The organism is Bradyrhizobium sp. HKCCYLS2038, from assembly GCF_051167655.1.
Taxonomy (GTDB): Bacteria; Pseudomonadota; Alphaproteobacteria; order Rhizobiales; family Xanthobacteraceae; genus Bradyrhizobium.
This window is the reverse complement of sequence record NZ_JBNPTM010000018.1, coordinates 23819-46139: the sequence shown is the minus strand read 5'-3', so window position 1 is coordinate 46139 and position 22321 is coordinate 23819. Positions and strand designations below refer to the sequence as shown.

The 22321-nt window shown below is 62.5% G+C and carries 32 protein-coding genes; 17 read left to right on the top strand and 15 right to left on the bottom strand.

The window, feature by feature from the left end:
• Positions 1-118: 118 nt before the first annotated feature.
• The 15 genes from ACQR1I_RS36080 to ACQR1I_RS36010 form a co-directional block, all read right to left on the bottom strand.
• On the bottom strand, positions 119-418 hold the full coding sequence (locus ACQR1I_RS36080; protein ID WP_434888938.1) for a hypothetical protein: 300 nt from the start codon (positions 416-418) through the stop codon (positions 119-121).
• Complete coding sequence (locus ACQR1I_RS36075) at positions 415-891, bottom strand: hypothetical protein (RefSeq protein ID WP_434888937.1); 477 nt, start codon at positions 889-891, stop codon at positions 415-417. The genes ACQR1I_RS36080 and ACQR1I_RS36075 overlap by 4 nt, the downstream gene beginning before the upstream one ends.
• 2 nt (positions 892-893) lie before the next feature.
• Positions 894-1139, bottom strand: a complete 246-nt coding sequence (locus tag ACQR1I_RS36070; protein WP_434888936.1) for a hypothetical protein — start codon at positions 1137-1139, stop codon at positions 894-896.
• Positions 1139-1363, bottom strand: a complete 225-nt coding sequence (locus ACQR1I_RS36065) for a hypothetical protein (RefSeq protein WP_434888935.1) — start codon at positions 1361-1363, stop codon at positions 1139-1141. The genes ACQR1I_RS36070 and ACQR1I_RS36065 overlap by 1 nt, the downstream gene beginning before the upstream one ends.
• A gap of 2 nt (positions 1364-1365) precedes the next feature.
• Entirely contained in the window at positions 1366-1632 is a 267-nt protein-coding gene (locus tag ACQR1I_RS36060; protein WP_434888934.1) for a pyocin activator PrtN family protein, read from the bottom strand.
• 202 nt (positions 1633-1834) lie between these two features.
• Positions 1835-2218: a hypothetical protein gene (locus ACQR1I_RS36055; protein WP_434888933.1), complete on the bottom strand. Its 384-nt coding sequence runs from the start codon at positions 2216-2218 to the stop codon at positions 1835-1837.
• A gap of 15 nt (positions 2219-2233) precedes the next feature.
• Entirely contained in the window at positions 2234-3349 is a 1116-nt protein-coding gene (gene dnaN / locus ACQR1I_RS36050) for a DNA polymerase III subunit beta (protein WP_434888932.1), read from the bottom strand.
• 13 nt (positions 3350-3362) lie between these two features.
• Positions 3363-3767, bottom strand: a complete 405-nt coding sequence (locus ACQR1I_RS36045) for a hypothetical protein (protein ID WP_434888931.1) — start codon at positions 3765-3767, stop codon at positions 3363-3365.
• Positions 3768-3841: 74 nt separating this feature from the next.
• A complete protein-coding gene (locus ACQR1I_RS36040; RefSeq protein WP_434888930.1) occupies positions 3842-4027 on the bottom strand; it encodes a hypothetical protein in 186 nt (61 codons plus the stop codon).
• Positions 4028-4366: 339 nt separating this feature from the next.
• On the bottom strand, positions 4367-4834 hold the full coding sequence (locus ACQR1I_RS36035) for a hypothetical protein (protein WP_434888929.1): 468 nt from the start codon (positions 4832-4834) through the stop codon (positions 4367-4369).
• Positions 4831-5076, bottom strand: a complete 246-nt coding sequence (locus tag ACQR1I_RS36030; protein ID WP_434888928.1) for a hypothetical protein — start codon at positions 5074-5076, stop codon at positions 4831-4833. The genes ACQR1I_RS36035 and ACQR1I_RS36030 overlap by 4 nt, the downstream gene beginning before the upstream one ends.
• A complete protein-coding gene (locus tag ACQR1I_RS36025; protein ID WP_434888927.1) occupies positions 5073-5258 on the bottom strand; it encodes a hypothetical protein in 186 nt (61 codons plus the stop codon). Before ACQR1I_RS36025 ends, ACQR1I_RS36030 begins: the two co-directional genes overlap by 4 nt.
• Positions 5255-5953: an exonuclease domain-containing protein gene (locus tag ACQR1I_RS36020; RefSeq protein ID WP_434888926.1), complete on the bottom strand. Its 699-nt coding sequence runs from the start codon at positions 5951-5953 to the stop codon at positions 5255-5257. Before ACQR1I_RS36020 ends, ACQR1I_RS36025 begins: the two co-directional genes overlap by 4 nt.
• Before the next feature lie 196 nt (positions 5954-6149).
• Positions 6150-6803 carry a hypothetical protein gene (locus tag ACQR1I_RS36015; RefSeq protein ID WP_434888925.1) on the bottom strand — a complete coding sequence of 218 codons (654 nt, stop codon included), beginning with the start codon at positions 6801-6803 and terminating at the stop codon, positions 6150-6152.
• A gap of 121 nt (positions 6804-6924) precedes the next feature.
• On the bottom strand, positions 6925-7266 hold the full coding sequence (locus ACQR1I_RS36010) for a DUF6874 family protein (RefSeq protein WP_434888924.1): 342 nt from the start codon (positions 7264-7266) through the stop codon (positions 6925-6927).
• Positions 7267-7704: 438 nt separating this feature from the next.
• Here ACQR1I_RS36010 and ACQR1I_RS36005 point away from each other — a divergent pair, with 438 nt between their 5' ends.
• The 17 genes from ACQR1I_RS36005 to ACQR1I_RS35925 all read left to right on the top strand — a co-directional run bounded on the left by ACQR1I_RS36005 (position 7705) and on the right by ACQR1I_RS35925 (position 22258).
• Positions 7705-8259: a terminase small subunit gene (locus ACQR1I_RS36005; protein ID WP_434888923.1), complete on the top strand. Its 555-nt coding sequence runs from the start codon at positions 7705-7707 to the stop codon at positions 8257-8259.
• A gap of 295 nt (positions 8260-8554) precedes the next feature.
• Complete coding sequence (locus tag ACQR1I_RS36000; protein ID WP_434888922.1) at positions 8555-10078, top strand: terminase; 1524 nt, start codon at positions 8555-8557, stop codon at positions 10076-10078.
• A gap of 101 nt (positions 10079-10179) precedes the next feature.
• On the top strand, positions 10180-10350 hold the full coding sequence (locus ACQR1I_RS35995; protein ID WP_434888921.1) for a hypothetical protein: 171 nt from the start codon (positions 10180-10182) through the stop codon (positions 10348-10350).
• A 3-nt stretch (positions 10351-10353) separates the two neighbouring features.
• A complete protein-coding gene (locus tag ACQR1I_RS35990; protein WP_434888920.1) occupies positions 10354-10542 on the top strand; it encodes a hypothetical protein in 189 nt (62 codons plus the stop codon).
• A complete protein-coding gene (locus tag ACQR1I_RS35985; protein ID WP_434888919.1) occupies positions 10539-12239 on the top strand; it encodes a portal protein in 1701 nt (566 codons plus the stop codon). Before ACQR1I_RS35990 ends, ACQR1I_RS35985 begins: the two co-directional genes overlap by 4 nt.
• Before the next feature lie 330 nt (positions 12240-12569).
• Positions 12570-12896 carry a hypothetical protein gene (locus ACQR1I_RS35980; protein WP_434888918.1) on the top strand — a complete coding sequence of 109 codons (327 nt, stop codon included), beginning with the start codon at positions 12570-12572 and terminating at the stop codon, positions 12894-12896.
• Entirely contained in the window at positions 12880-13695 is an 816-nt protein-coding gene (locus ACQR1I_RS35975; RefSeq protein ID WP_434888917.1) for a hypothetical protein, read from the top strand. The genes ACQR1I_RS35980 and ACQR1I_RS35975 overlap by 17 nt, the downstream gene beginning before the upstream one ends.
• A complete protein-coding gene (locus ACQR1I_RS35970) occupies positions 13696-14733 on the top strand; it encodes a major capsid protein (RefSeq protein WP_434888916.1) in 1038 nt (345 codons plus the stop codon).
• A 62-nt stretch (positions 14734-14795) separates the two neighbouring features.
• On the top strand, positions 14796-15212 hold the full coding sequence (locus ACQR1I_RS35965; protein WP_434888915.1) for a Bbp16 family capsid cement protein: 417 nt from the start codon (positions 14796-14798) through the stop codon (positions 15210-15212).
• A gap of 59 nt (positions 15213-15271) precedes the next feature.
• Positions 15272-15676 (top strand): hypothetical protein, encoded by a 405-nt coding sequence (locus ACQR1I_RS35960; RefSeq protein WP_434888914.1) that lies wholly within the window; start codon positions 15272-15274, stop codon positions 15674-15676.
• A 51-nt stretch (positions 15677-15727) separates the two neighbouring features.
• A complete protein-coding gene (locus ACQR1I_RS35955) occupies positions 15728-16006 on the top strand; it encodes a hypothetical protein (protein WP_434888913.1) in 279 nt (92 codons plus the stop codon).
• The gene (gp10, locus tag ACQR1I_RS35950) at positions 16003-16302 is read left to right on the top strand and encodes a capsid staple protein (protein WP_434888912.1); all 300 of its coding nucleotides are present in this window, start codon (positions 16003-16005) and stop codon (positions 16300-16302) included. Before ACQR1I_RS35955 ends, gp10 begins: the two co-directional genes overlap by 4 nt.
• 3 nt (positions 16303-16305) lie before the next feature.
• Positions 16306-16908: a hypothetical protein gene (locus ACQR1I_RS35945; RefSeq protein WP_434888911.1), complete on the top strand. Its 603-nt coding sequence runs from the start codon at positions 16306-16308 to the stop codon at positions 16906-16908.
• A complete protein-coding gene (locus ACQR1I_RS35940; RefSeq protein WP_434888910.1) occupies positions 16908-19007 on the top strand; it encodes a hypothetical protein in 2100 nt (699 codons plus the stop codon). The genes ACQR1I_RS35945 and ACQR1I_RS35940 overlap by 1 nt, the downstream gene beginning before the upstream one ends.
• Before the next feature lie 52 nt (positions 19008-19059).
• Positions 19060-19548: a phage protein Gp13 family protein gene (locus ACQR1I_RS35935; RefSeq protein ID WP_434888909.1), complete on the top strand. Its 489-nt coding sequence runs from the start codon at positions 19060-19062 to the stop codon at positions 19546-19548.
• On the top strand, positions 19457-20017 hold the full coding sequence (locus ACQR1I_RS35930) for a virion core protein, T7 gp14 family (RefSeq protein ID WP_434888908.1): 561 nt from the start codon (positions 19457-19459) through the stop codon (positions 20015-20017). Before ACQR1I_RS35935 ends, ACQR1I_RS35930 begins: the two co-directional genes overlap by 92 nt.
• Positions 20018-20026: 9 nt before the next feature.
• Complete coding sequence (locus ACQR1I_RS35925) at positions 20027-22258, top strand: lysozyme (RefSeq protein WP_434888907.1); 2232 nt, start codon at positions 20027-20029, stop codon at positions 22256-22258.
• The last annotated feature ends 63 nt before the right edge of the window (positions 22259-22321 follow it).

The window sequence follows — 22321 nt, the reverse complement described above, 5'->3', positions numbered from 1 at the left end:
ATGATGGATTGGACGGACTAGTGGAAAAACGTAAGCTCGGCTATGGGGTTAGCCGGGCTTCGCTTGGTAATGTGATATAGATGTGTACACCGCGCGGATTGGACCGATAGGGCACTGCCTAGAGGAAGTCCGGTTCGATCTCGTAGTACACGCCGCCACACCCACGCTTGTAGAGGCGTGGCCGGCGCTCCGGGTGGATCACGATAAGGGTGCGGTTCTGGTAGACGGTCCATTGCTCGCCGTCCTGCAAGTCCGTCACATAGCCAAACTCTCGACGGAGAGCTGCGGATATCTCGGGCTCAATCTCCTTGGCCGCTTTGATAGCGGCGTGGGCCGCATCGTCGATGTCGGTTTCCGCCAGAGGCTCGCCGAGGTTATCCAAAATCGCCTTCCTTACTTTGCCGAAACTCGCGCTCATGATCGCCTTCCTTCCAACTTTACGGGCAGGCCGCGGTAGCGGGCGAGCCCCGATCGAATGTCGATCTCGATTTCTGCTGACGTCGGCCAGCCATCGCGGGTCATGCCGGCAAGGGCCGTTGCAAGCGACTGAACCTCATGCTCGTATATAACCAGGGCGGCCGGGTTCTCGCGAACGCGGCGGTCACAGACCTTCAAGATATCGAGCGGAAGTGCCCGCAAGATCGGATCGTCCACGGTGATCCTGTTCCCGCACTCGCAAACGAAGGCGTGGGGAATGGTCTCGGGCCGCTCGGAGAAGAAATGCGGACGGCCGCACCTTCCGCAATTGTAGGTCGCGGCGGCTATGTCGGCGGCTCCCCAGTCAACGCCGATGATTGTGAACTCTGCGGCTGGGAGCTTCGTTCGCACCTTGTAGGTTAGCAGGTTGCCGCTGACTTCCTTCAAGGGAACGCCAAAAAGCTTATCCCACATCGTCACCGTCTCCCTTGTCGCTGGTCGTCTCGGATTTCCGCCGCAAGCTCGGCCCGGCCCTCGGTGGTGGTTTCGCGGAACGCCTCCGCGATCCGAGCACACCGTTCGCGCTCGGCAAGAATCGCCTTCGCGAACGCCTCGGTCGTCTCGCTGACGTGTGTGTCGGCATAGTCGCAGTCGCCAGCCAATTCTTTGTAGGCGGCCTGGGCGGCCTCTCTCACGCTGACCGGAAAGTCATCAAGTCCCACTATCGCCGTCCCTGTAACTGGGCGACCACGTAGTTGTAGCAGTCCTTTGAAGAATGCTCGGTGCAGCGCGTCTCAGAAACTTGCTGATGGCAGTGCGGGCATTCGACGGCAAGAGAGCCGGGCTGCGGTTTGAGAACGACGTACTCTCGCCCATCTTCATTGCGGACGGTCTGGGCGACCGCCCCGCTCAGTGTCGTGGTTTCCTCAAGAACTGTTTCGGGCATCTCTACCGTCTCCCCTGTAGCTGCTCGCATTCCTTCCGAGCTGCTGCGCGCCGCTCGTCGATCCACCGGGCGAGGTCGGCCAGATGCACCCCCCGCGCGGCCTTCTGGCTGGTCTCGATCCGGACCACGGGCAAATCGATCTGGCCCGCGGTAGCCTTCCGCGCAAACTCGACGGGCGTCAAGTGGCTGAAATAGTCACGGCACACCGCCTCCAGGGGGATGACGGCTGCGCCGTTGTACTGCGCCATGAGCAGGAACGCGGTGTTCATTCGATCCATCCTCGCCGAACTGCAATGGCTGTGAGATGTGACGTGTTCTTGGCGCTCACGACACGCCGCGCAACCTTGATCCTGGTCGTGATCGAGCATGCCGTAAATCCCGTCTTCCTGGCGATCTGCTTCGCGGTCAGGCCGTCCGCGAGGTGGCGGACAATCTCAACCTCGGTCGCGCTAAGCGGACACTGTTCCTGGGTCATATCTCACGCCTGTAGATTACACCGTTGATTTCGAGAACGTCGGGCATCGCTGGCGGGGCGGCGCTCGGGTCAACTCCGAGCTCCGCGAGGCAGGCCGCGAGGTGCGGGGCTTTAAGCGCCTCGGCATGGTCAAGCCGGTACTCGACCCAAGGACGGTCTTGACCGTTGACCGTGGCGCGCTCGGCGATCTGGATTGCGCTTCCGGACTGTTGAACCAAAACGATCTTGGTCAACACGTCCGCCCCGCCGATGTTGCCGCGCCAGAACCGAGACGCGGATTTCCGCGCCTGGGTCTTGTGGCCGCTTGGCTCCTTGCGAGGGGCTTTGAACACGGTTGCGCCGTCTCGGCGGAACAGTGCGACGGAGGCGAACGGGGTCATCGGATGTCCTGCCAATCACGCGCGCATCGGCATGAGGACGCGCGTCATCGTCTTGTCTTCGTCGAAAATCGAGAACGGCGCTCCGGGCTCGGTCATGCGCATTTCGATCGCACCCTGACAGCCGGCGGCGACGTCGCGCAAATAGCGGCTGTTGAACGCGAACGGCTGCGGCTCAACTTTGCCGGCCGGCCAAGGCGTCGATGTCTTGACCTTGGCATTGCCGAAATCGCCGCTGCGGCGCTCGATCACAGCGCGGCCGTTCTGGTTGCTGAACTTGATCGCCGCTCCGCGCTGCCCTCCGGTCGCTGTCGCCTGATCGATTGCGGCGATGATCTCGTCCCGCTTCAAGTCCAACGTGAAATCGTGCCTGCTCGGCAGGACGCGGCTATAGTCGGGATAGGTGCCATCGATCAGCTTGGTGCGGATCGTGATGCCTGGAGCGACGATGTCGAGCTTCCCGGTATCAACGTCGTAGATCTTCAAGTTCTGGTTGGCGAGGTGGTTGGAAATGATCTTGACCGTTTTGCGCGGAATGATGCGCGAGGCGGGCTCGCCACCTTCGGGGGTGTAGGTGCAGAGCGAAAGCCGGTGGCCGTCCGTCGCGACAAATCGGCGGTCCTGCTTCGTGATGTGCCAGCATACCCCATTGAGGTAATAGCGCGTCTCCTCGGTGGAGATGCTCCCGGACACCTTGTCCAACGTGGCAGTGAGCATGCCATTCGTGAACATCTCGATGAGGTCGCCTTGCTTCCCGCCGATCTCTGGAAAATCGTCCTCGGGCAGGATCTGCAATTCGTAGAAGGCTGCGCCGTCGCCAACGCTGATCCTGGCTTCCATGGCATTGTCGGCCCGCTCGATCCGGACGTCCATCACTCCGGCCGCACGCGCGATGCCGGCGAGCGCCTGCACGCCGATGCAGACCGACCAATCGCCCCCGCCACCGTCGACCACGTCCAGGTCAATATGCGCCTCGATGTCGAGGTCGGTTCCGGTGATCCTCAAGCCTTCGGCCCGGTGCGTGATCTTCGCGTGGCTGAGGATTGGGATCGTGTTGTAACGCTCGACGATCGCGCTGATGATCTTCATGGCCTGCTTGAGCGTGCGGCCTTCGACGACAACGAACTTGGTCATGTGATGCCTGAGGTTAGAGGTGGGCGGAAAGAGTGATTAGGGCGGCGATGGGATTGCGAGGCTGCTGGGCCTGATCGATCAGCACGTCCCATGCGAGCGACGTCGCGTCGGAGATTTCCCCGTCGCGCATGAGTTCATCGGCGGTGATGTTGAACAGATCGCGCGCCGCGGCCGTGGTGCTCTGCCACTCGGCATCTGCGGCGGCGCGAATGTCAGCGGCCCGCTTGTCGTAGAAGGCATTGCCCTGGAATTTGGCGGCGGCGTTCATTGCGGCCTGCCAGATCTCCAGCTGCGGGGCAGTTGCCTGGGCGAAATACCAGAATGCGTTTTCCTCGGCGGACTCGACGCGATCGGCGTGTTCCTGGGCACCTTCGTATCTGCGCCAGTGATTGCGCGCGTAGTCGGCTGATGCGGTCATGTTGCGTCCTGTTGCAGACGTTGTGATAATCACAACACTATGGACGCGTTTAAAACCCTGTCAAGTGGGTGGGTTTATTTTTGGTCGGATCTCTGCGCCTGCTCGGCGCGCGCGAGCTGCTTTGCCTGCTCCTCGGCGGCCTCGGGCGAAAGCCGCCCGGTGATCGCGCGGCGGCCTTCGTTCTCGTCGAAATAGATGAAGGTCGAAACCCTCACCTCGTAGCTTTCTTCGTGCTTGATCAGGCGGACGATTGTTTGCATCCGTCAATCATGCCGTTGCACCGCGGGCAGGGCAACCCCCGCTTTGCCTTGGCCAAGGTTTCGAATATCAGCCACCCTGACAGGTACCCGCATCTCTTGCATCGCATCTGGCATGCCGGCTTTGAGCCGTCACCTGGGCCGGCGTCGACAACGTGCATGAGCCACCGATATGGACGCGGTGGCTTCGGGAACATTTCGAACTGCCGGGCGCGGGTCACCCGCATTCTCCGAAACCTGCCTTGCACATGTCGCTGAGGAACGGCATCACCCATTGGTACAGCTGATAAGCTGCGATCGAGAAGAGTATTCCTCCGACGAAGTAGGCAGTGCGGCCGTCTTTCATATCGCGCCTCTCTTTCTCCTGGCTCTGGTGGTCGGCCGCTGAGCCAATCCGGCGGCCTCAATCTCGGCGATGGTTATTGGCTCGTCGTTCAACGCGTACTCGCTCGCCCATGCGATCCGGCCGGTGCTCCAGCGGCGACGCCATGTCGTGCATCTGAAGCGCCCAATCGGGGTGTCGATGCCAGCAGTGGCGTCATAGGTCGGACCTATGCAGTGTTCGCCGGGGTTGCTTAAAATCTCCCGCTTGATCTGCCACTCGCGGCGCGCTTCGTGCTGAAGTTGGGCGAGGTAGTTCACCCGCGACAGCGCCGCGACCTTGACCGGCTCGGCGGACCGCAAGAGTTTAATCGCGGCGATAATGCGGAGCGCCTGAGCGGTCGGCTGCTCGTCGCCGATCGCATCATTGGCGACGCGAAGGGCGTCTGTGATCGCGTCCTCGCGCGCTATACGGGCAGTGGCGCTCATTCGTCGACCACGCAAGGTTGGGGCTCAAAGCCAACAAAGACGATCTCATAGGTCGAGCCGTGAACACGGGTGATCTGGAACAGCCGGCCCGGCTCGTTGGTCGCGAACCATTTGCTGATGATCTCGCCAACGGCCATCGGTTCGCCGGCCTCGGTCAGGATCGGCGCGTCTAGGATCATGGTCCACGGGTCGCCCGGAGCGAGCGAGCGGAATGCGTATTGAGTGCGGCAGGCTGCGGTCATCGCTTGGTGCCCTTCTGATCTGCCTTGTGCAACTGGATGAGCCACGCCACGGCCTGCCGCCGCGTCGCGAATCCCTGCTTGCGATCGTTTGAGGCGTACGCGAACCAACGCGTCGCGGGCGGCTCGCCTTCGATCTTCATGATGGTGCCGATCCTGACGTTACCGATGAAAATCCCGATCATTGCCGCGTCCTTTTTGCCACCCAATACCGGGCGGTGAATTTTGTGTCCTCGTCCATGTCGCTCTTGTCCCTGATCCACTCCAGGTAATCGAGCGGCGCGGCTTCAAACGTCATCCCCTTGTGCTTGCCGAAATTCATGATCTTGAGCAAGGCAGGGTATTTCGAGATGTGAACCATCTCGTCAGCCGTCTTGAGGTCCAGGAGGCGGACAAACAGATGCGCCGTCACGTAGGCGTCGGGCAACGCGCGATGCGGCGGCGTCGCCCTGGTCGCGTCAAGGTCCAGATCCAGCCAATATCGCAGACCCTGGTTGCTGTGCGTTGGCGCATCCGGCCAGACCACGCGCGCGACCTTGTACGTGTCGATCCAGGCGCGGCCTTCGTCGGGCGTGAAATGCTGCTCAAACTTAGCGTTGTGAGCAACGAGGATATCCCCTGGCGACAGCCCTTCCCAAAACTGGCCCCACACTTCGCGGGCCTCTGGTGCGTCGGCAACGTCGGCCTCGGTGATGTGGTGCACGGCCTTGGTCACTGCCGGGATCGGCCCGCGCGGGCGGCAAAGCGACGTCCAGGGATTGCCGATCCAGCGCGAGGCAATGTGCACGTCGATGCGGCCGAACTCGATGATCTCGGCGTGCTCGTCCTCGGGCGTGCCCGTGGTCTCGTAGTCTATGACGCGAGCGAGGCGGGCGGTCACTTCGCTGCTCCCGGATGATCGGGGAAGATGCGTCTAAGGGCGCGCCTGATGTCTCGATAGAACCTATCCTCCTCAACGTCGTAGAGGTCTCGGATCATGCACGCTGAGACGGATGGGATGGGTTGATCGTCTGCCAGCCAATAGCAATCATCATTGCCCGCGAGCCATTCGACGGCCTCGCGATAACCTGGGCGTCTCATGCGAATAGCTCCCCATGCTCTCTGACGTCTCCGCCCCACTGCCACGCCATGGCCTGGGCGATGCCCTGGTAAGTGCGGCTGCGAATCTTCCACCGGTCGGGGCTCTGGCTTGCCCGGTGGACGTGTGACCACGTCTTGTGCTCGGCGGTGCCCTGCCTTGGCGGCGTGAGCCGGCGCGTCGGCACGAGCGGCGGGAGGTTCTTCAGGTACAGCCCGGTTGCCTTGAAAGCGGGATCTCCGAACCACCATGGCTGAACGGTCTGCGTCGCCGGCTGATAATTCGCGATGCGCTCCTTGGCATGGCGGTGCATCACCGGGTTCTCGACGGCGATCCGCTCGATGGGCGCGTTCCAACACGCGGAGAACAGCGCCGCGCCTTCGTCAAGCTCTGCCCACATGTCCGCCAGCGTGCGGCCGGGCGGCGGCACGGAAAGCCAGCGCACGCCGCTGTTGCAAAGTCGGGTGCAGGGCGGATGCATGACCGCGAGGAAGTCCCACCCCTCGGCGAGGTAGTCGCGGACGTCGCCGATGATATGGCGGTTGCTGCCGTCATCTGCCGGTAGCAGATCGCAGGACCAGACGTCATGTCCGAGCGCGGCGAACGCGCGCCGCACCACACCGGACGTCTCGCAGCCGATGAGTATTCTCATAGCGGCCCCGACACGATGTCTGCCCAGACCAAGACGGCAGCGATGAAAAGGCCGATGACGGCCAGATCAACGATTGCCTCGGTGGCAATTGCAGCCGCGCGGGCGATGGGGTGAAACCCTCTCATTGCGCAGCCTCGCTGTCGCGGCGGTGGAAGCGCGGGAGGAAGCCGCCGGCCAGCTTGCCGGTCTTTCGGTCGAGATGCCGGGCAATCCCGCCGACGTCGTGCATCAGGTTGAAATCGTCGGCCGCGGCGAGCCGCTCGAAGTCCATCGGGCAGCCGTTCGCGTGGGTGGCGGTCAGGTCCATCGACATGTCGAGAGCTGGAATGTCGATCCTGACGGTGAGCAGAAGTTCGCGAGCGCGGCGCGCGATCTTGCGGACCAAGGCAGCGTCGGCCGCTGATATGTCGAAGCTCACGGGCTTGTTAGGAGCCGTTTGAGCGGCAGGAGGTTTGCGTGCCATCGGGTGTCCCATGTGTTGCGATAAACACAACATCTCACAACAGCAGAGGCGCGTCAACGAGGTTTATAAGGGTCAGAAAATTATGCGGAAAATCAGAAATTTAGGGCCGAATTGATACATATGTTTAAACGCTTCTACATTGGCCAAATCTAGTCTTATAAACCTCTCTGTCGCAAATATCGTAATAAAATCAGATATATCATAGTGGCAAAGACTTTTATAAGAAGGATAGCAACTTTTTATTTGAGGCAAGTAGACAGGCTTTTAAAATGTAAACAGAGGTATCGATCACCATTTCAAAAAAGTTTGCCACTCCTTACAAACGTCCTTGCCACTCGGAACCGACACCGCAACAGCCAACCCCGATAGCGTTGTGATCAGAGCAACAACCATCGGTGAATATAAACGCCTGCCTATCGAAACCTTTAAGTGGCAGTCGTGGCGAAGGAACCGAAAAAGCCGAACGAGTTGACGCCTAAGCAGGCGGCTTTCGTGCGCGAATACCTGATCGACCTGAACGCAACGCAGGCCGCGGTTCGAGCCGGTTACAGCCCCAAGACTGCAGGCGTGATCTCGGTCGAGCTGATGACCAAGCCGCACGTGAAGGCGGCAATCGACGCGGCGATAGCGGAGCGCTCAGAGCGCACGGGCATTGATGCCGCGTGGCTCCTCAACCGCCTTGCTGATGAGGCTGAGGCCGATTTGGCGGACATCTACTCCGAGAACGGCGCGCTGAAGCCGGTTCGAGATTGGCCGAAAATCTGGCGTCAAGGTCTCGTTGCCGGTGTCGAGCATATCGAAGTGAAGGACCGCGAGGGCAACGCCACCGGAGACGTCATCGTCAAGATCAAGATCAGCGACCGGGTGAAGCGCCTGGAGCTGATCGGCAAGCACGTGGGCGTGCAAGCGTTCCTCGAAAAGGTTGAGGTCGCTGGCGTGGAAGCGCTCGCCGATCGCATCGCGCGCGCGAAAGCGAAGGCGGGCGGAAAATGACCGCTGCTCGCCTGAGCTGCTGTGTCCCGTTCTGCCGCCGCACCACCGGGCGGAAGCACAGCGAATGGATTTGCGGCAAGCATTGGCAGTGCGTCCCGCTTGCGACGCGCGCCGCGTTCTCGGCTGAACGCCGCAAGGCGCGGAAGGCAATCACTCGCAACCCGCTCGTCTGCGAATATTGGAAGATGCCGCCTGGATCGCCTGAGCGATTGGAGGCTGTCGCTATGTGGCGTGCGCTCGATGCCGCATGGGAGGTGTGCAGGAGGGCAGCCATCGAACGGGCTGTCGGGGTGTGATGGCACGCCACGCGACTAAACGCGCGGGTGTCGGCCACAACCGCGACCCCAACGACGACATAATCGAGCTGGCTGCATCCTGCCAGTTCGACCCGGACGCTTGGTCGCGTCTCGCCTGGGACTGGGGCCACGGCCAGCTTGCCGAGTACAGCGGCCCGCGCGCGTGGCAGCAGGATATCAACCGGGCGATCCGCGATCACCTCGCCGATCCTGCGACGCGCTTTGAGCCGCTGCAAATCTCCGTCGCGTCGGGCCACGGCATCGGCAAGTCAGCAGAGATGGGCATGCTGTCCAACTGGGCAATGTCCTGTTGGGACGATGCCAAGGTGCTGATGACGGCGAACACTGAGCCGCAGCTGCGCACCAAGACCGCTCCAGAGGTGGGGAAGTGGTTCAAGATGTCGCTGACGGCGTCGTGGTTCGACGTCCAGGCCATGAGCATCAAGAGCCGCGACCCGATGCACGGCGATAGCTGGCGCATGGATTTCTTGACGTGGTCGGAGCACAACACCGAGGCGTTCGCCGGCCTGCACAACAAGGGCAAGATTATCCTGCTCCTGTTCGATGAGGCGTCAAAGATCCACGACAAGGTGTGGGAGGTCGCGGAAGGCGCGATGACGGACGAGAACACCGTCATCATCTGGATCGTGTTCGGCAACCCGACGCGCAACAGCGGGCGCTTTCGCGAGTGCTTCCGCCGCTTCCGGCATCGGTGGGTCACGCGGCAGATTGATAGCCGCACCGTTGAAGGCACTAACAAGAAGTACCTGCAGAAGCTCGTTGACGACCACGGCGAGGACAGTGACGTGGTCAAATACCGTGTGAGGGGGCAGTTTCCTGCTCAGAGCGCCATGCAATTCATCTCTGCCGATGACGTCGACAAGGCCCGCGCGGTGCACCTGCGCAAAGAGCAATACGCGTTCGCGCCCGTGATCCTGGGGGTTGACCCGGCTTGGACAGGTGACGACAAGCTTGAGATCATGCTGCGCCAAGGGCTCTATTCCAGGAGCCTCGCGAGCATCGCCCGCAATGACAATGACGTGGAAGTAGCGAACCTGATTGCCCGCCTGGAGGACGAGCACCAGGCCGACGCGGTTTTCGTGGACGCTGGCTTTGGGACCGGGATCGTCTCGGCCGGTAGCGTCATGGGGAGGTCGTGGCGGCTGATCTGGTTCTCGGGCAAGCCGATTGATCCAGGCTACATCAACAAGCGCGCGGAAATCTGGGGCACTGGCAAGCTCTGGATCAAGGCCGGCGGCGCGATCGATCCCAAGGATGAGGATCTGTATCAGGACCTGATCGGTCCAGAGACGGTGCCGCGTTTAGACGGCAAGATACAGCTTGAGTCCAAAGAGGACATGAAAGAGCGCGGCTTGCCAAGCCCCAACAAAGGCGACGCGCTCATGCTGACGTTCTCCGAGCCGGTGGCGAAGAAGGACCGCGGCATCATCGGCGGCACAGTGACGGGGCAGGGCGCGGCAGGCAGCGGGACCGCGGCCGTGGATTACAACCCGCTCTCCTAGCTGTTCGTGCAGGCAACCATTCCAGGGATATGCGTCGAAAAACGCCACCCCTGTGAATGGTGAAATCGATGTGCCTCGTGCCTGACATTCAAGCGCCGTCCATGCCTGCCGAGACGAACGATATGAAGCAGCCGGACGCGGGCGCGGTGCGCTCCAATGTGTCGCGGCGCACTGAGGACCGCATCAAGTCCGGGACGAACACCATCCTGACGTCGGGCTCGGGCGTCACGACGGCAGCCACGACCGAGAAGAAAACGCTTCTGGGTCAGTGAGCCATGGACCCGGCGCAGCAATCGATCGTCTGGGAAGCGCTCGAAGCATCGGCGGTGCCGACCGAGCGCCACGCGAACGCCTCGCGATACGCTGTGCTTGGGCTGCGCGACACGCTGTTGCGCTTCCTGGATGAGCTGAACGGCGGGCTCTCGATCGCTGATGTGCGCGAAGCTCTTGAGGACTATCGATGACCGTCAACGCAGCGCGACACGAGACGCAACTCCAGTATCACCGTCGTCGCGCGGAGGAGCTGAAGAAGGTCCGCCATCCGTGGGAAACGGAATGGCAGGGCGTCGCGGACTTCATCGATCCGACGCGGCTGCGGCTGACGACGCGGGATGAAGGCTCGGTCAGTCGGAAGAACATCATTGATAGCAGCGCGACCTTTGCATATCGGACGCTCAAGTCCGGTATGCATTCGGGCCTGACGTCGCCCGCGCGGCCGTGGTTCCGGCTGACGACGTTCGATCCCGACCTGAAGGACTTCGCCCCGGTCAAAGAGTATCTAGCAGCCGTTGAGCAGCGGATGCGCGAGGTGTTCCAGGGCTCGAACATCTACAACTCGTTCCATACCGGCTATGGCGACCTCGCGTTGTTCGGCCAGCCGTGCGGCCTGCTGATCGATGACGACAAGTCGTTCGTTCGGATGCAGCAGCTGCTCAACGGGCGCTTCTGGATCGCTCGCGATGACGACGGCCGCGCCACGACGCTCTATCGGCAATTCCGGTGGTCCGTGCAGCGCATCGTCGGGCGCTTCGGATATGCGGCCGTTTCGCGCGTCAGCAACTCGATCAAGACCGCGTACGACAACGGACGATATGACCAGATTTATGACGTCTGGCATGCGGTCGAGCCGCGCTTGCAGCGCGAACCGGGGATGATCGACAAGCGTAACAAGCCGTTCCTGTCGAACTACTGGCTCGATGCGACGACCGACAATCACGGCCTGTTGGAGGAAAGCGGGTTTGACGAGAACCCGATCATCTGCCCGGCCTGGGAGCTGGCAGGCGACGACCACTATTCGACATCGCCAGCGCACGACGCGCTCGGCGATACCAAGATGCTGCAGAAGGAGCAGACCAGGAAGCTCGAAGGCATCGACAAGATCGTTCGTCCGCCCATGACCGGCCCGACGTCGATGCGCAACAATCCGGCGTCGCTGCTGCCTGGATCGGTGACGTACGTCGATGATCCCACCGGCAAGGGCTATCGGCCGGCGATGGAGGTCAACATCAGCCTGCGCGATCTGCGCGAGGATATCCGCGACGTGCAAGAGCGCTTGCGGCAATACTTCTATGCCGATCTGTTCCTGATGATCTCGAACATGGAAGGCATCCAGCCGCGCAATGTCGCCGAGATTGCGGAGCGGAAAGAGGAGAAGTTGCTCGCGCTCGGGCCGGTGCTGGAGAACGTCTACAACGGCCAGCTTGAGCCGGTCATTGACCGCACCTATGCCATCCTCAACCGTCACCGCGAATTGCCGCCGCCGCCGCGTGAGATCCAGACGCAGGACCTCAAGATCGAATACATCTCGATTTTGGCGCAGGCACAGAAGGCGGTTGCCACCGGAGCGATCGAGCGGTTCTCCGGCTATGTCGGCCAGCTTGCGGCGGTGAAGCCTGACGTCCTCGACAAGTTCGATGCGGACGAGGCGACCGATCTTTATGCGGACATGCTCGGTGTTCCGCCTTCGGTTGTCGTGCCTGACGACAAGGTCAAGGCCGTTCGCGATGCGCGAGCACAGAAGCAGAAGCAAGCCGAGCAAGCCGAGATGATGGCCACGACTGCGCCGGCCCTGAAGCAGGGTGCGGACGCGGCGTCTGTGCTCGCGACAGCCGGCCAGAACCCCGGCGGTCAAGCTCTGCTCCAGCAAATCGGCATCGGGTGAGGTGATGATGTGGCGCGCAATTCTCGCTGTTCTCTTGGTCTTCGCGTTCCTGGACACGGCCGACGCACGTCCTCGCGCATGGTGCGGGTGGTGGATGGGCCAGCATCTCGGCAATCCGGATCGGGCGCTGTGGCGCGCGCGAAATTGGGCGCGCGTCGGGTCTCCCGCTGATGGGCCGGGCGTCGGCGTCGTGGTCGTCTGGCGGCATCACGTCGGCATCATCACTGGCCGCGCCAATGATGGCGAGTGGTTGGTCACGTCCGGGAACGATGGAGGCCGCGTCCGCGAGCGCCCGCGTTCGCTCGCAACTGTGATCGCGATGAGGCGGCCATGACCGAAGAAGAGATCGGCGAGGAAGAACTCGCGAAGGCCTTCCGCGAGCTGTTGGCGACGGCCGCAGGAAAGCGCGTCCTGTTCTGGGTCCTGGAGCAGTGCGCGATCTACCGGGATGCCTTCTGCGGCGAGATGACCGCCGCGACGAACTACACGCTCGGACAGCAATCGTCCGGGCGAAAGATCATCGCGAAGCTCGATGAGATCGACCCTCGTCTCTATCCGGCGCTGTTAGCGCAGGTGGCTGAGATCAGGGAAATGGACCGTGCGGCGGCAAAGGCAACCGCGGAGAAGAAGGAAAGTGACGATGACCTTGAAGGGTAGCATGCTGCGATATCTGCGCTCGGCAGCGGCGTTCGATGCGGAAGGTGCGGCGGGCGGCGGTGGTGGTGGCGACGTGAAGCCGGCCGCTGACCCCGCCAAGCCGGCGGCCGATCCCGCGGCGTCGGTGCTGTTTCCTGCCGAGGGCGGCGACAAGAAGCCTGCACCTGCTGCCGGTGATCATCCGAAGGCCGACGATCAGAAGCCGGAGGACTGGAAGGAGTACGTCCCCGACCCGAAGAAGTCGGAGGCGGAGAACGCTGCCGCCAAGGTCGAGCACGACAAGACCAAGCCGGCCGCGGCTGATCCTGCTGACACGGTGCCTGCAGATGGCAAGTACGTCCTGAAGATGCCCGAAGGCGTCAAGGTCGATCAGGCCATGGTCGACGCGCTCGGGCCTGACTTCAAGGAGCTGGGCCTCACGAGCAAGCAGGCGCAGAAGCTCGCGGACAAGTTCGTGGAGGTGCAGCAGAAGCGCGCGGCGGACCAGGGCACGGCCTGGGCAGCGCGCGTCGCCGGCTGGGCTGAGGAAGCGAAGGCCGACAAGGATATCGGCGGCGACAAATGGGACGGCACCGTGAAGAACGCGACGCGCGCGGTCAACGCGCTCGGGACGCCAGAGCTCAAGGACTACTTGGAGACGACTGGTGGCGGCAACCATCCGGAGCTTATTCGCTTCATGGCGAAGGTGGGGGCGATGATCCGCGAGGATGTCCCCGCGTCGGGTGGCGCTGGCGGGAACGGGAAGCCTGCCGATGCCGCATACACGCTGTTCCCCAACGATGTCCCGAAAGGCAACTAAATGGCGATCATCGGTAGTTCTTTTCCGACCCTCATCGACGCCCACAAGGGGTCGGCCGAGGGCACGGTGATTGAGATCCTGAACAAGCAGAACCCGGTTCTTGACGACGCGATTGCAACTCAGTGCAACATGGACGCCGTGCATCGGCACATGATCCGCACTGGTCTGCCGAGCGTCGCTTGGGGCCGGCTCTATCAGGGCGTGCCGCAGTCCAAGGCGACGATGCAGCAGGTGGACGACACGACCGGCTTCCTGGAGGCCGCGTCGACCGTCGACAGCCGTCTGCTCGCGATCGCTCCCGACCCGGCGAAGCAGCGGCTCGTCGACAGCGCTCCCTTCCTGGAGGCGATGAACCAGGAAATGGCGACGGGCATTTTCTACCACGACACCGCAACCACCCCGGAGAAGTTCAAGGGGCTGGCGGCGCGTTACTCGCTCTACAATACCAATCGACCTGACCCGTCCAAGCCGAACATCTCGAACCACGTGATCCACGGCGGCGCGTCGGGCGCGAACAACACGTCGATCTGGTTCGTGACCTGGGGCGATCATGCGACCTCGTTGCTCTATCCGAAGGGCACGAAGGCCGGCGTGTCGATCGAGGACAAGGGCGAACAGCGCATTCTCGATGCGCTCGGCAACCCGTTCTACGCCAAGGAAACCATGTTCCGTTGGCACATCGGCGCGTTCGTGAAGGACTTCAGGTACAATTGCCGCATCGCCAACATCGACGTTCCCGCCATGATCAACGGCACCGTCGACATCTGGGCGCTGATGCGCAAGGCGTACTACCGGCTGCAGTCGCGTCGCCGTGACGCGGAGTCGTCGCGTATCGCGATCTACATGAACCGCGACGTTCTGGAAATCCTCGACGCACAGTCGAGCGATCGGGCGCTGCTCGCAGCGAACCCGAACTACACCGGCCTGAAGCCCATGAACGTGGAAGGCAAGGAAGTGCAGAGCTATCGCGGCATTCCGATCCGCGAGACCGACGCGATCCTGAACAACGAAGCGTTGGTCGGCTCGATCGCCATCTAACGCCGTCCTCGCCAGCACGCTGCGCCCTACGGGGCGCGGCCCCATCATCGAAAGGTCCCACCGTGATTTTCGATTTGCAGACGCTTCTCTCGAATGCGCAGGCGATCACCGCGTCCGCCGCGTCCACCAACATCATTGATCTGGGTCCGATTGCGCCCGGCGGCATCGTGCGCGACATCGGCAAAGGCCGCGAGGTCCCGCTGCGCATCCAGGTCGTGGAGGCGTTCAACAACCTGACGTCGCTCACGATCGACATCCAGACCGATGACAATACCGGCTTTTCGTCTCCCGCGACCGTGATCTCTCGCACGATCCCGCTCGCGCAGCTGACGGCCGGCTATGTCGACGTGATCGAGGAGTTCACGCGCAAGACCAACGAGCGGTATGTGCGCCTGAACTACACCGTGACCGGCACCGCGCCGACCACCGGCAAGATCACAGCCGGCGTCACCATGGGCAACCAGAGCAACGCCGAGTAATCGGGAAGGGGTCATCTATGGTGAGGGTTATTGCGACCTCCAAGGGCTATTTCGGCGGCATGATCCGAGACATCGGCGACGGCTTCGAAGTGCCCGACGATCTGTGGAACGACGAAACGCGCCGGCCGCTGTGGGCGGAGCTTCCCGCGGGGAAGGCCGCTCCGGCTGTCGCGCTGGCTCCGGCGGCGGACGACACCAAGCCGGCGGCTGCCTTCGTGGTCCCGGCGGACTGGGAGAACCTGCCCGTGGGCGAGCGGCGGGCGCTCGCGTCCAAGATCAGCGGGCAGGATGTGAAGCGTGCGGCCGATGCCGACAAGATCATCGACGCGTACGCCGCTTCGCTGAAGCCGGAAGTGTTCGGCGATGCGCCGGCGCCTCAGACGGTCGTTGAGGCACAGAAGGCCATCGGTGGCGTCGAACCCGACTGGGTCGCGCCCAGCACGCCCAAGCCGGTGTCCGATTAAACGGAACGGGCGGAGCAATCCGCCCGCTCCATTCCTGTTGTGGGGGACGTCTTGGCCGCGATCTTCAATGAGCAGCGCGTGTTGGGCATCCGGATGGTTGCTGACGGGACGCGCCTCTACAACGGGCAATTTGTGATTGGCGTGGTCGATGCCGGCGCATCGCTGTTCGTCAGCAACATTCGAACGGTAGGCGTCGACGTCCTGGCCGCTGATCAAGCGATCTACAACGAGCGCCCCATGCTCGGCGCTGTCCTGATAGGTGACGGCCGCAAGCTCTACAACAACATGCTTGTGGTCCCGGTGAAGGCATTGAGCGGGGTCCTCGCATGAAGCTGGTCAGCTTGAAACAGAAGTACAGCGACATGGCGAAAGAGCGCCCCGGCGATGCCGAGAGCGACGAATACTATCCCTGCCTCTACCTCGACGAAAAGCAGATGGAAGCGCTCGGCATCGACGCTGCTCCACGCGTCGGGACTGAGATGCAGATGATCGCCACGGTGCGCGTGTCCAGCGTCAGCGACAGCAAGGGCGGCGGGCGCTCGATCTCGTTCGAAATCGCTGAGGCGGCTTTGGCCCCGAAGACGAAAGAACCGGACGCCGCGTCGGTCCTATTTCCGAACGGGTGACGCATGAGTTCGGTCGTCTGGATCTCCAACCTTGCGCTGACGAACCTCGGCAAGGACAATATCAACGCGCTCTCGGAGCCGACCGCGGAGGCGCGTGCCTGCAACCAGTTCTATGCGCACACGCGCGATCTGCTGTTGCAGAGCTACCCTTGGCGCTTTGCGGGCAAGACGCAGTCGCTCGCCGAACTGACGAATGACAAGCCGGGCGCGTGGGGCCACGCGTATCAGCGGCCGTCCGACTGCCTCAAGGTGCGATGGCTGCGCAAGCAGTACTCGGCTTCCGACATGTGCCCTCAGACGACGCAAGAGGAGATCGGCAACCCCTACGAGCTGGAAGGGGAGATGATCTATTGCAACCTGTCTCCGGCCTTCCTCCGCTACACCTGGCGCATCACCGATCCGGCGAAATATCCGTCGCTGTTCATCGACGCGTTGTCCTGGCACCTCGCGGTGCGTCTGGCCATGCCGCTGACGCGAGACCCGAAGGTGCGGGCCGACGCATTCCAACTCGCTATGCGGATGCAGGGAGAGGCACAGGTAGCGGACGCGAATGAAGCCCGTGAGACGTCCGACTTCGAAAGCGATCTTGTCGCGGGGCGCAGCTGATGTCGGAACTGCGGACATATCAGCCCTCGTTCACTGCCGGGGAGCTGTCGCCAGCCCTGGCAGCGCGCGTTGATCTGGCCAAGTATGGGTCAGGTCTCAAGACCGCGATCAATGTGTTCGTCCACCCGCACGGAGGCGCGTCGAACCGTGCGGGCACGGAGTTCATTCGCGAGGTGAAGACGAGCGCGAACAATGGGCGGCTGATACCGTTCCAGTTCAATACGGAGCAATCCTACATCCTGGAGTTTGGAAATCTCTACTTCCGCGTCTTTCGTAATGGCGGCGTGGTGCTTTCTGGAGGTGTGCCGTATGAGGTGGTGACGCCTTACGCGCATGCGGATGTCGGCGACATCGTCGTGATCCAAGAAGCGGATGTGATGTACGCGTTCCATCCCAGCTACCCCGTGCAGAAGATCAAGCGGCTGGCCGATAACAATTGGACGATCGCCGCAGTGACGTTCGCACCGACGATGACTGCTCCGGCAATCAGCAGCATCACGACCGGTGGCGCGACACAGCCGGCGACGACACTGTACCGATACAAGGTATCAGCGATCTCGGACGCGACCGGAGAGGAGAGTTTGCCGTCAGCGTTGGGGTCGATTAGTGGCGACCTGACCGTGAGCGGTGCGTACATCCGTGTCGGATGGGGCGCGGTGGCGGGCGCGTCCAGATACATCGTTTACAAGGAAAGCAACGGCATCTATGGCTATATCGGCGGGACGGAGGGGCTTACCTTCGATGACCGCAACATCACGGCGGACGTGTCGGACACGCCACAGACGGCGCGCAATCCGTTCGTAGGGATTGGGAACTATCCGCGCTGCGGCACCTTCATTGAGCAGCGTCTAGCGCTCGCGTCGACGAAGAATGATCCGCAAGCGATCTGGATGTCGCAATCAGCGAACTATGAGAACTTTGGATTTTCGACGCCATCCAAAGCAAGCGACGCTGTCACCTTCCGGATCAAGGCCCGGCAGGTCAACGAGGTGCGCTCGCTCCTGGCGCTGCGCGGGATGATGGTTCTCACGTCGGGTGCTGAGTGGATCGTTTCCGGCGGCTCGAACTCGGACGCGATCACTCCGACGTCGATCAAGATCGATAATCAGGGCTACCGTGGCAGCGCCAAGGTGCAGCCGATCGTCGTAGGCAACACGGTGTTGTTCGCGCAGCGCAACGGCGGGGTCGTGCGCGACTTCTCGTTTGAGCTGCAGGCGGATAGCTTCGTCGGCCGCGATCTGACGATCCTGGCTCGGCATCTCTTCGAGAACAAGGAAATCAAGGCGTGGGCGTATTCCCAAGCGCCTTACTCGATCGCCTGGGTAATCCTGAACGATGGCTCGTTAGTCTCACTGACCTATCTGCGCGAGCATGAGGTGTGGGCATGGACGCGCCACGAAAGCGGCCCGAGCAATGATGCGGTGTTTGAAGACGTGGTTGTGATTGGTGAGGGGAGCGAGGATGTCCCTTACTTCCTGGTCAAGCGCACCATCGGCGGTGTCTCGAAGCGGTACATTGAGCGGTTGCATACACGCGTGTTCGCGACCATCTCCGATGCGTTCTTCCTCGATTGCGGTCTGACCTATGTCGGATCGCCGGTGACGAAGATCACCGGGCTAGACCATCTGAGCGGACAGACGGTGGTTGCTCTCGCCGATGGCAACGTGGTGCGCAACCTCACAGTCGGCGCGGTCACCGGAGGGATCGGCGTGATGCTGCCGAACGCCGCTTCGAAGGTCCATATTGGGCTGCCCATGATGTCGTCACTGGAGACATTGGGCCTCGATCTCGGTCAGGTGCAGGGGCTCGGGACTGTGCAGGGACGGCAGAAATCCGTCAGCGAGGTTACGTTGCGCGTGCAGGACACGCGCGGAATATTCCTCGGCCCTTATGATGGTGATCGGGATAGCCGGCATCTCGTCGAGTACAAGCAGCGCTCGACGGAGGCGTGGAACGAAGCGATTGCGATGTACACGGGAGACATTCGGATCACGCCGCAGTGGGACTGGAACACGGCGGGTAGCATGTGGGTGAAGCAGTTCGATCCGCTGCCCATGACGATCCTCGCGATTATGCCGGATGTGACCGTTGGGCGGTAGGATCGAGATTGTCCCCGCACGCGCGGCGCACGTTCGGCCCATCGCTCGGCGCATGCGGCAGGCGGACCGCGACGAAGTCATGGCCGCGTCGGGCAAGTCGCCTGCTGCTGCCGTGGCGTTCTCACTGCGACGCTCGGCGGCGGCTTGGACGGCGCTGATTGATGGCCGGCCGGAAGTGATGTTCGGCGTGGCCGATCTCAACATTCTTGCCGGCATCGGAGCGCCCTGGCTGCTCGGGACGGATGCGGTTGAACGTCACAATCGGCAGTTTCTTCGCCGCTCGGTGCGCTGGCGCGACCAACTGTTGCAGCGCTATTCGGTACTCAGGAATTTCGTCGATGACCGGAACACGACATCCGTTCGTTGGCTGCGGTGGCTGGGCTTCCGGTTCTCGGAGCCAGTCATGTTCAACGGGCAGGCATTCCGGGCGTTCGAACTGAGGTCTGAAGATGTGCGATATCACGATGGCGCTCACGATCGGCTCGACGCTCCTCGGGGCGGCCGGGGCCGTGCAGCAGGGGCAGGCCGCGGCGGCGTCTAGCCGCTACACGGCGCAGGTGTCTGAAATGAACGCGACGCTCGCGGACCGTCGCGCGCGGGATGCGCTGGAGCGCGGCGCGGTCGCGGAACAGCGGAAGCGCCAAGAGGCCGCAAGCATCGTCGGAAAGCAGACGGCGGCCATGGCTGCAAACGGGGTCGATATCACCTTCGGTTCTCCGCTCGATACGCTTGTCGATACGGCGGTGGCCGGCGAGCTGGACGCGCTCACGATCCGCACCAATTCGGCGCGCGAGGCCTACGATTACCGGGTGCAGGCCTCGAACCAGCGCGCGAACGCAGGGCTCCAGCGATCACAGGCGGACAGTGCGGAAACGGGCGGATATCTGAAGGCCGCAGGAACGATCCTTGGTGGCGCTGGGAAGGCCTACGGACAGGGCGTGACGGCGTCGTACGGCGGATCGTCCTACGGTGGCACAGGTGATCCGACGCGACTTGGCTCGCTTTACTGAGGTCTGAAAATGGTCAGGGTCCCGGAATATCAGCAGACGGTGGAGCTCCGGCCGGAGTTTCGGCAGGACGTCGACATTCGGGCGACGCCGGAGGCGTTCGGCGCGGATATCGGGCGCGGGCTTGAGAGCGTCAGCAATGGCGTTGATGTCGCGAGGGACGCCCTCGTTCGCGTCCAGCACCTGGAGGACGTGACGCGCGCCAAGGATGCCGACAACAAATATGCGGAGTGGATGCGCAATCGCCAGTACGGCGAAGGCGGGTTCATGACCATGGAGGGGCGCAACGCAGTCGACGGCCGCTCGGCCTTCGAGCGCGAGGCTGCAGAGAAGCGGCGCGAGTTCGGGCAGGGTCTGACGCCCGGTGCGGCTCGGGCCTATGACACGGCGTCGACCGCTCGGCTGCAGTCGACGTTGCAGCAGTCGATCGTTCACACGGCACAGGCGCGCAAGCAGTGGGTCGGCGAGGCGTCGGCGGCGCGCGTGCAGTCATTCGCTGATGATGCGCTCGTGAATTTCGACAAGCCTGACCAAGTCACGAAAAACCTGCGGCTCGGCCTCCTGGAGATGCGCGAGAATGCCCAGCTGCACGGTTGGGATGAGGCGACGCTCGGAGGCAAGGAACGGGAGTTTGTCTCGGGCGTGCACAAGAATATCGCCCTGCAGATCGCGCAGACCGATCCGATCGGCGCGGAAAAGTACATGCAGGACAAGGCCGATTTCATCAGTGGCGCTGACCGATACTCGCTAGAGCACGCGCTCAAGGTGCCGTTGAAAGAGGCGCAGTCGCAGCGGGCGGCGTCCGAATTCATTGCCGGGCGTCAGGCATCTGCGGCCGGCGGCGGCTCGGCCTTCGACATGATCCGCCGGTTTGAGGGCTTCCAGACCGCGCCATATTGGGACGTGAACCATTTCCGCGTGGGCTATGGCTCGGACACGATCACTCGCGAGGATGGCTCGGTGGTCGAGGTCAAGCCCGGGATGCAGGTGACCGAGGCGGACGCTGCTCGAGATCTGCAGCGGAGGATCGCGGCATCTCAGGGCCGCGTCGCGGCCACGGTGGGGCAAGACAAATGGGACGGGCTGTCAGCGCCGGCAAAGGCCGCGGTGACGTCGGTCGCCTACAATTACGGTACGTTGCCGCAGTCGGTCGCTGACGCGGTCCGGACCGGCGGGCCTGCCGAGGTCGCGGCGGCGATCCGCAGCCTGGAGAGCGACAACTCGGGCGTGAACAAGAAGCGCCGCAACCAGGAGGCGGACGCGGTCTTGGGCGTGAACATGACCGCGGCCGGGCGGGACACTCAGTCTTTCTTCACGGACATGGAGGCGCATCTAGCGACGATCAAAGACCCGCAGGTGCAGGAGCTGACGCGGCGTAGGATCAACGCCATGCTCGAAACGCAGCACAAGGCGCAAGAGGCGAACGAGCGGCAAGCGAAAGCCACGCTGTGGCAGTATATCGACCAGGGCAAGACGCCGGATCAGATCCCCATGGAAGTACGGCAGGCCGCGGGCATGGCCGCAGTGTCGTCCGCCTGGGGCTATCTGGAGACGGTCCGGAAGGGGCGCGACATCCAAAGCGATGAAGAGATGCTGTACGGCATGCGCCGTGCGGCTGCCATGGACCCGGAGTTCTTCGCCAAGGTCGATTTGAACGACTATCGCGACAAGCTGTCCCGATCGGACATCAAAGAGTTGTCGTCGCTGCAGACGAGCGCGCTGGCCGATCAGCGCAAGGCGCGCGAGGAAGGGTTGAACCTCACGGCCGCGTTCTCGCAGGCAGAGCAGCAGTTGGCCGCGGTTGGGATTTCAGCAGCCGGGAAGAAGGGCGATCAGCTTGAGCAGGCCAATAAGCGCATCGCTCAATTCAACAACGCACTGTCCGCTCAGATGGACGAGTTTAAACGCGCAAACTCGAACAAGCCGCCGACGCAGGCGGACATTCAGTCGATGATCAACCGGTTGCTCCTGCCGGTCGTCATCAAGACGCCCGGCACATTGTGGGGCTCGAACACCTGGGCTCCTCCTGGCGCGAGCGGCGGGCTGTTCGGTTCTCCCAAGACCTTCGCGTTTGATGCAGCTGGCCGCCCGGACAATTCGACGGTGGAAGGCCAAATCAAATATGCCGATATCCCTGTTGATCTGCGTCGTGGCATTGCGGCGGACCTTGAGCGCGATCTCGGCCGCAAGCCAAGCGAAATGGAGGTGGTCAAGCGCTATCAAGATTTCATGCTCAACCGTTGAACCAATACAGCAGGGTAGGAAGCCGATGCAGCCGAACGCGGTGAGGTCGCGCTTCCGCCCCTG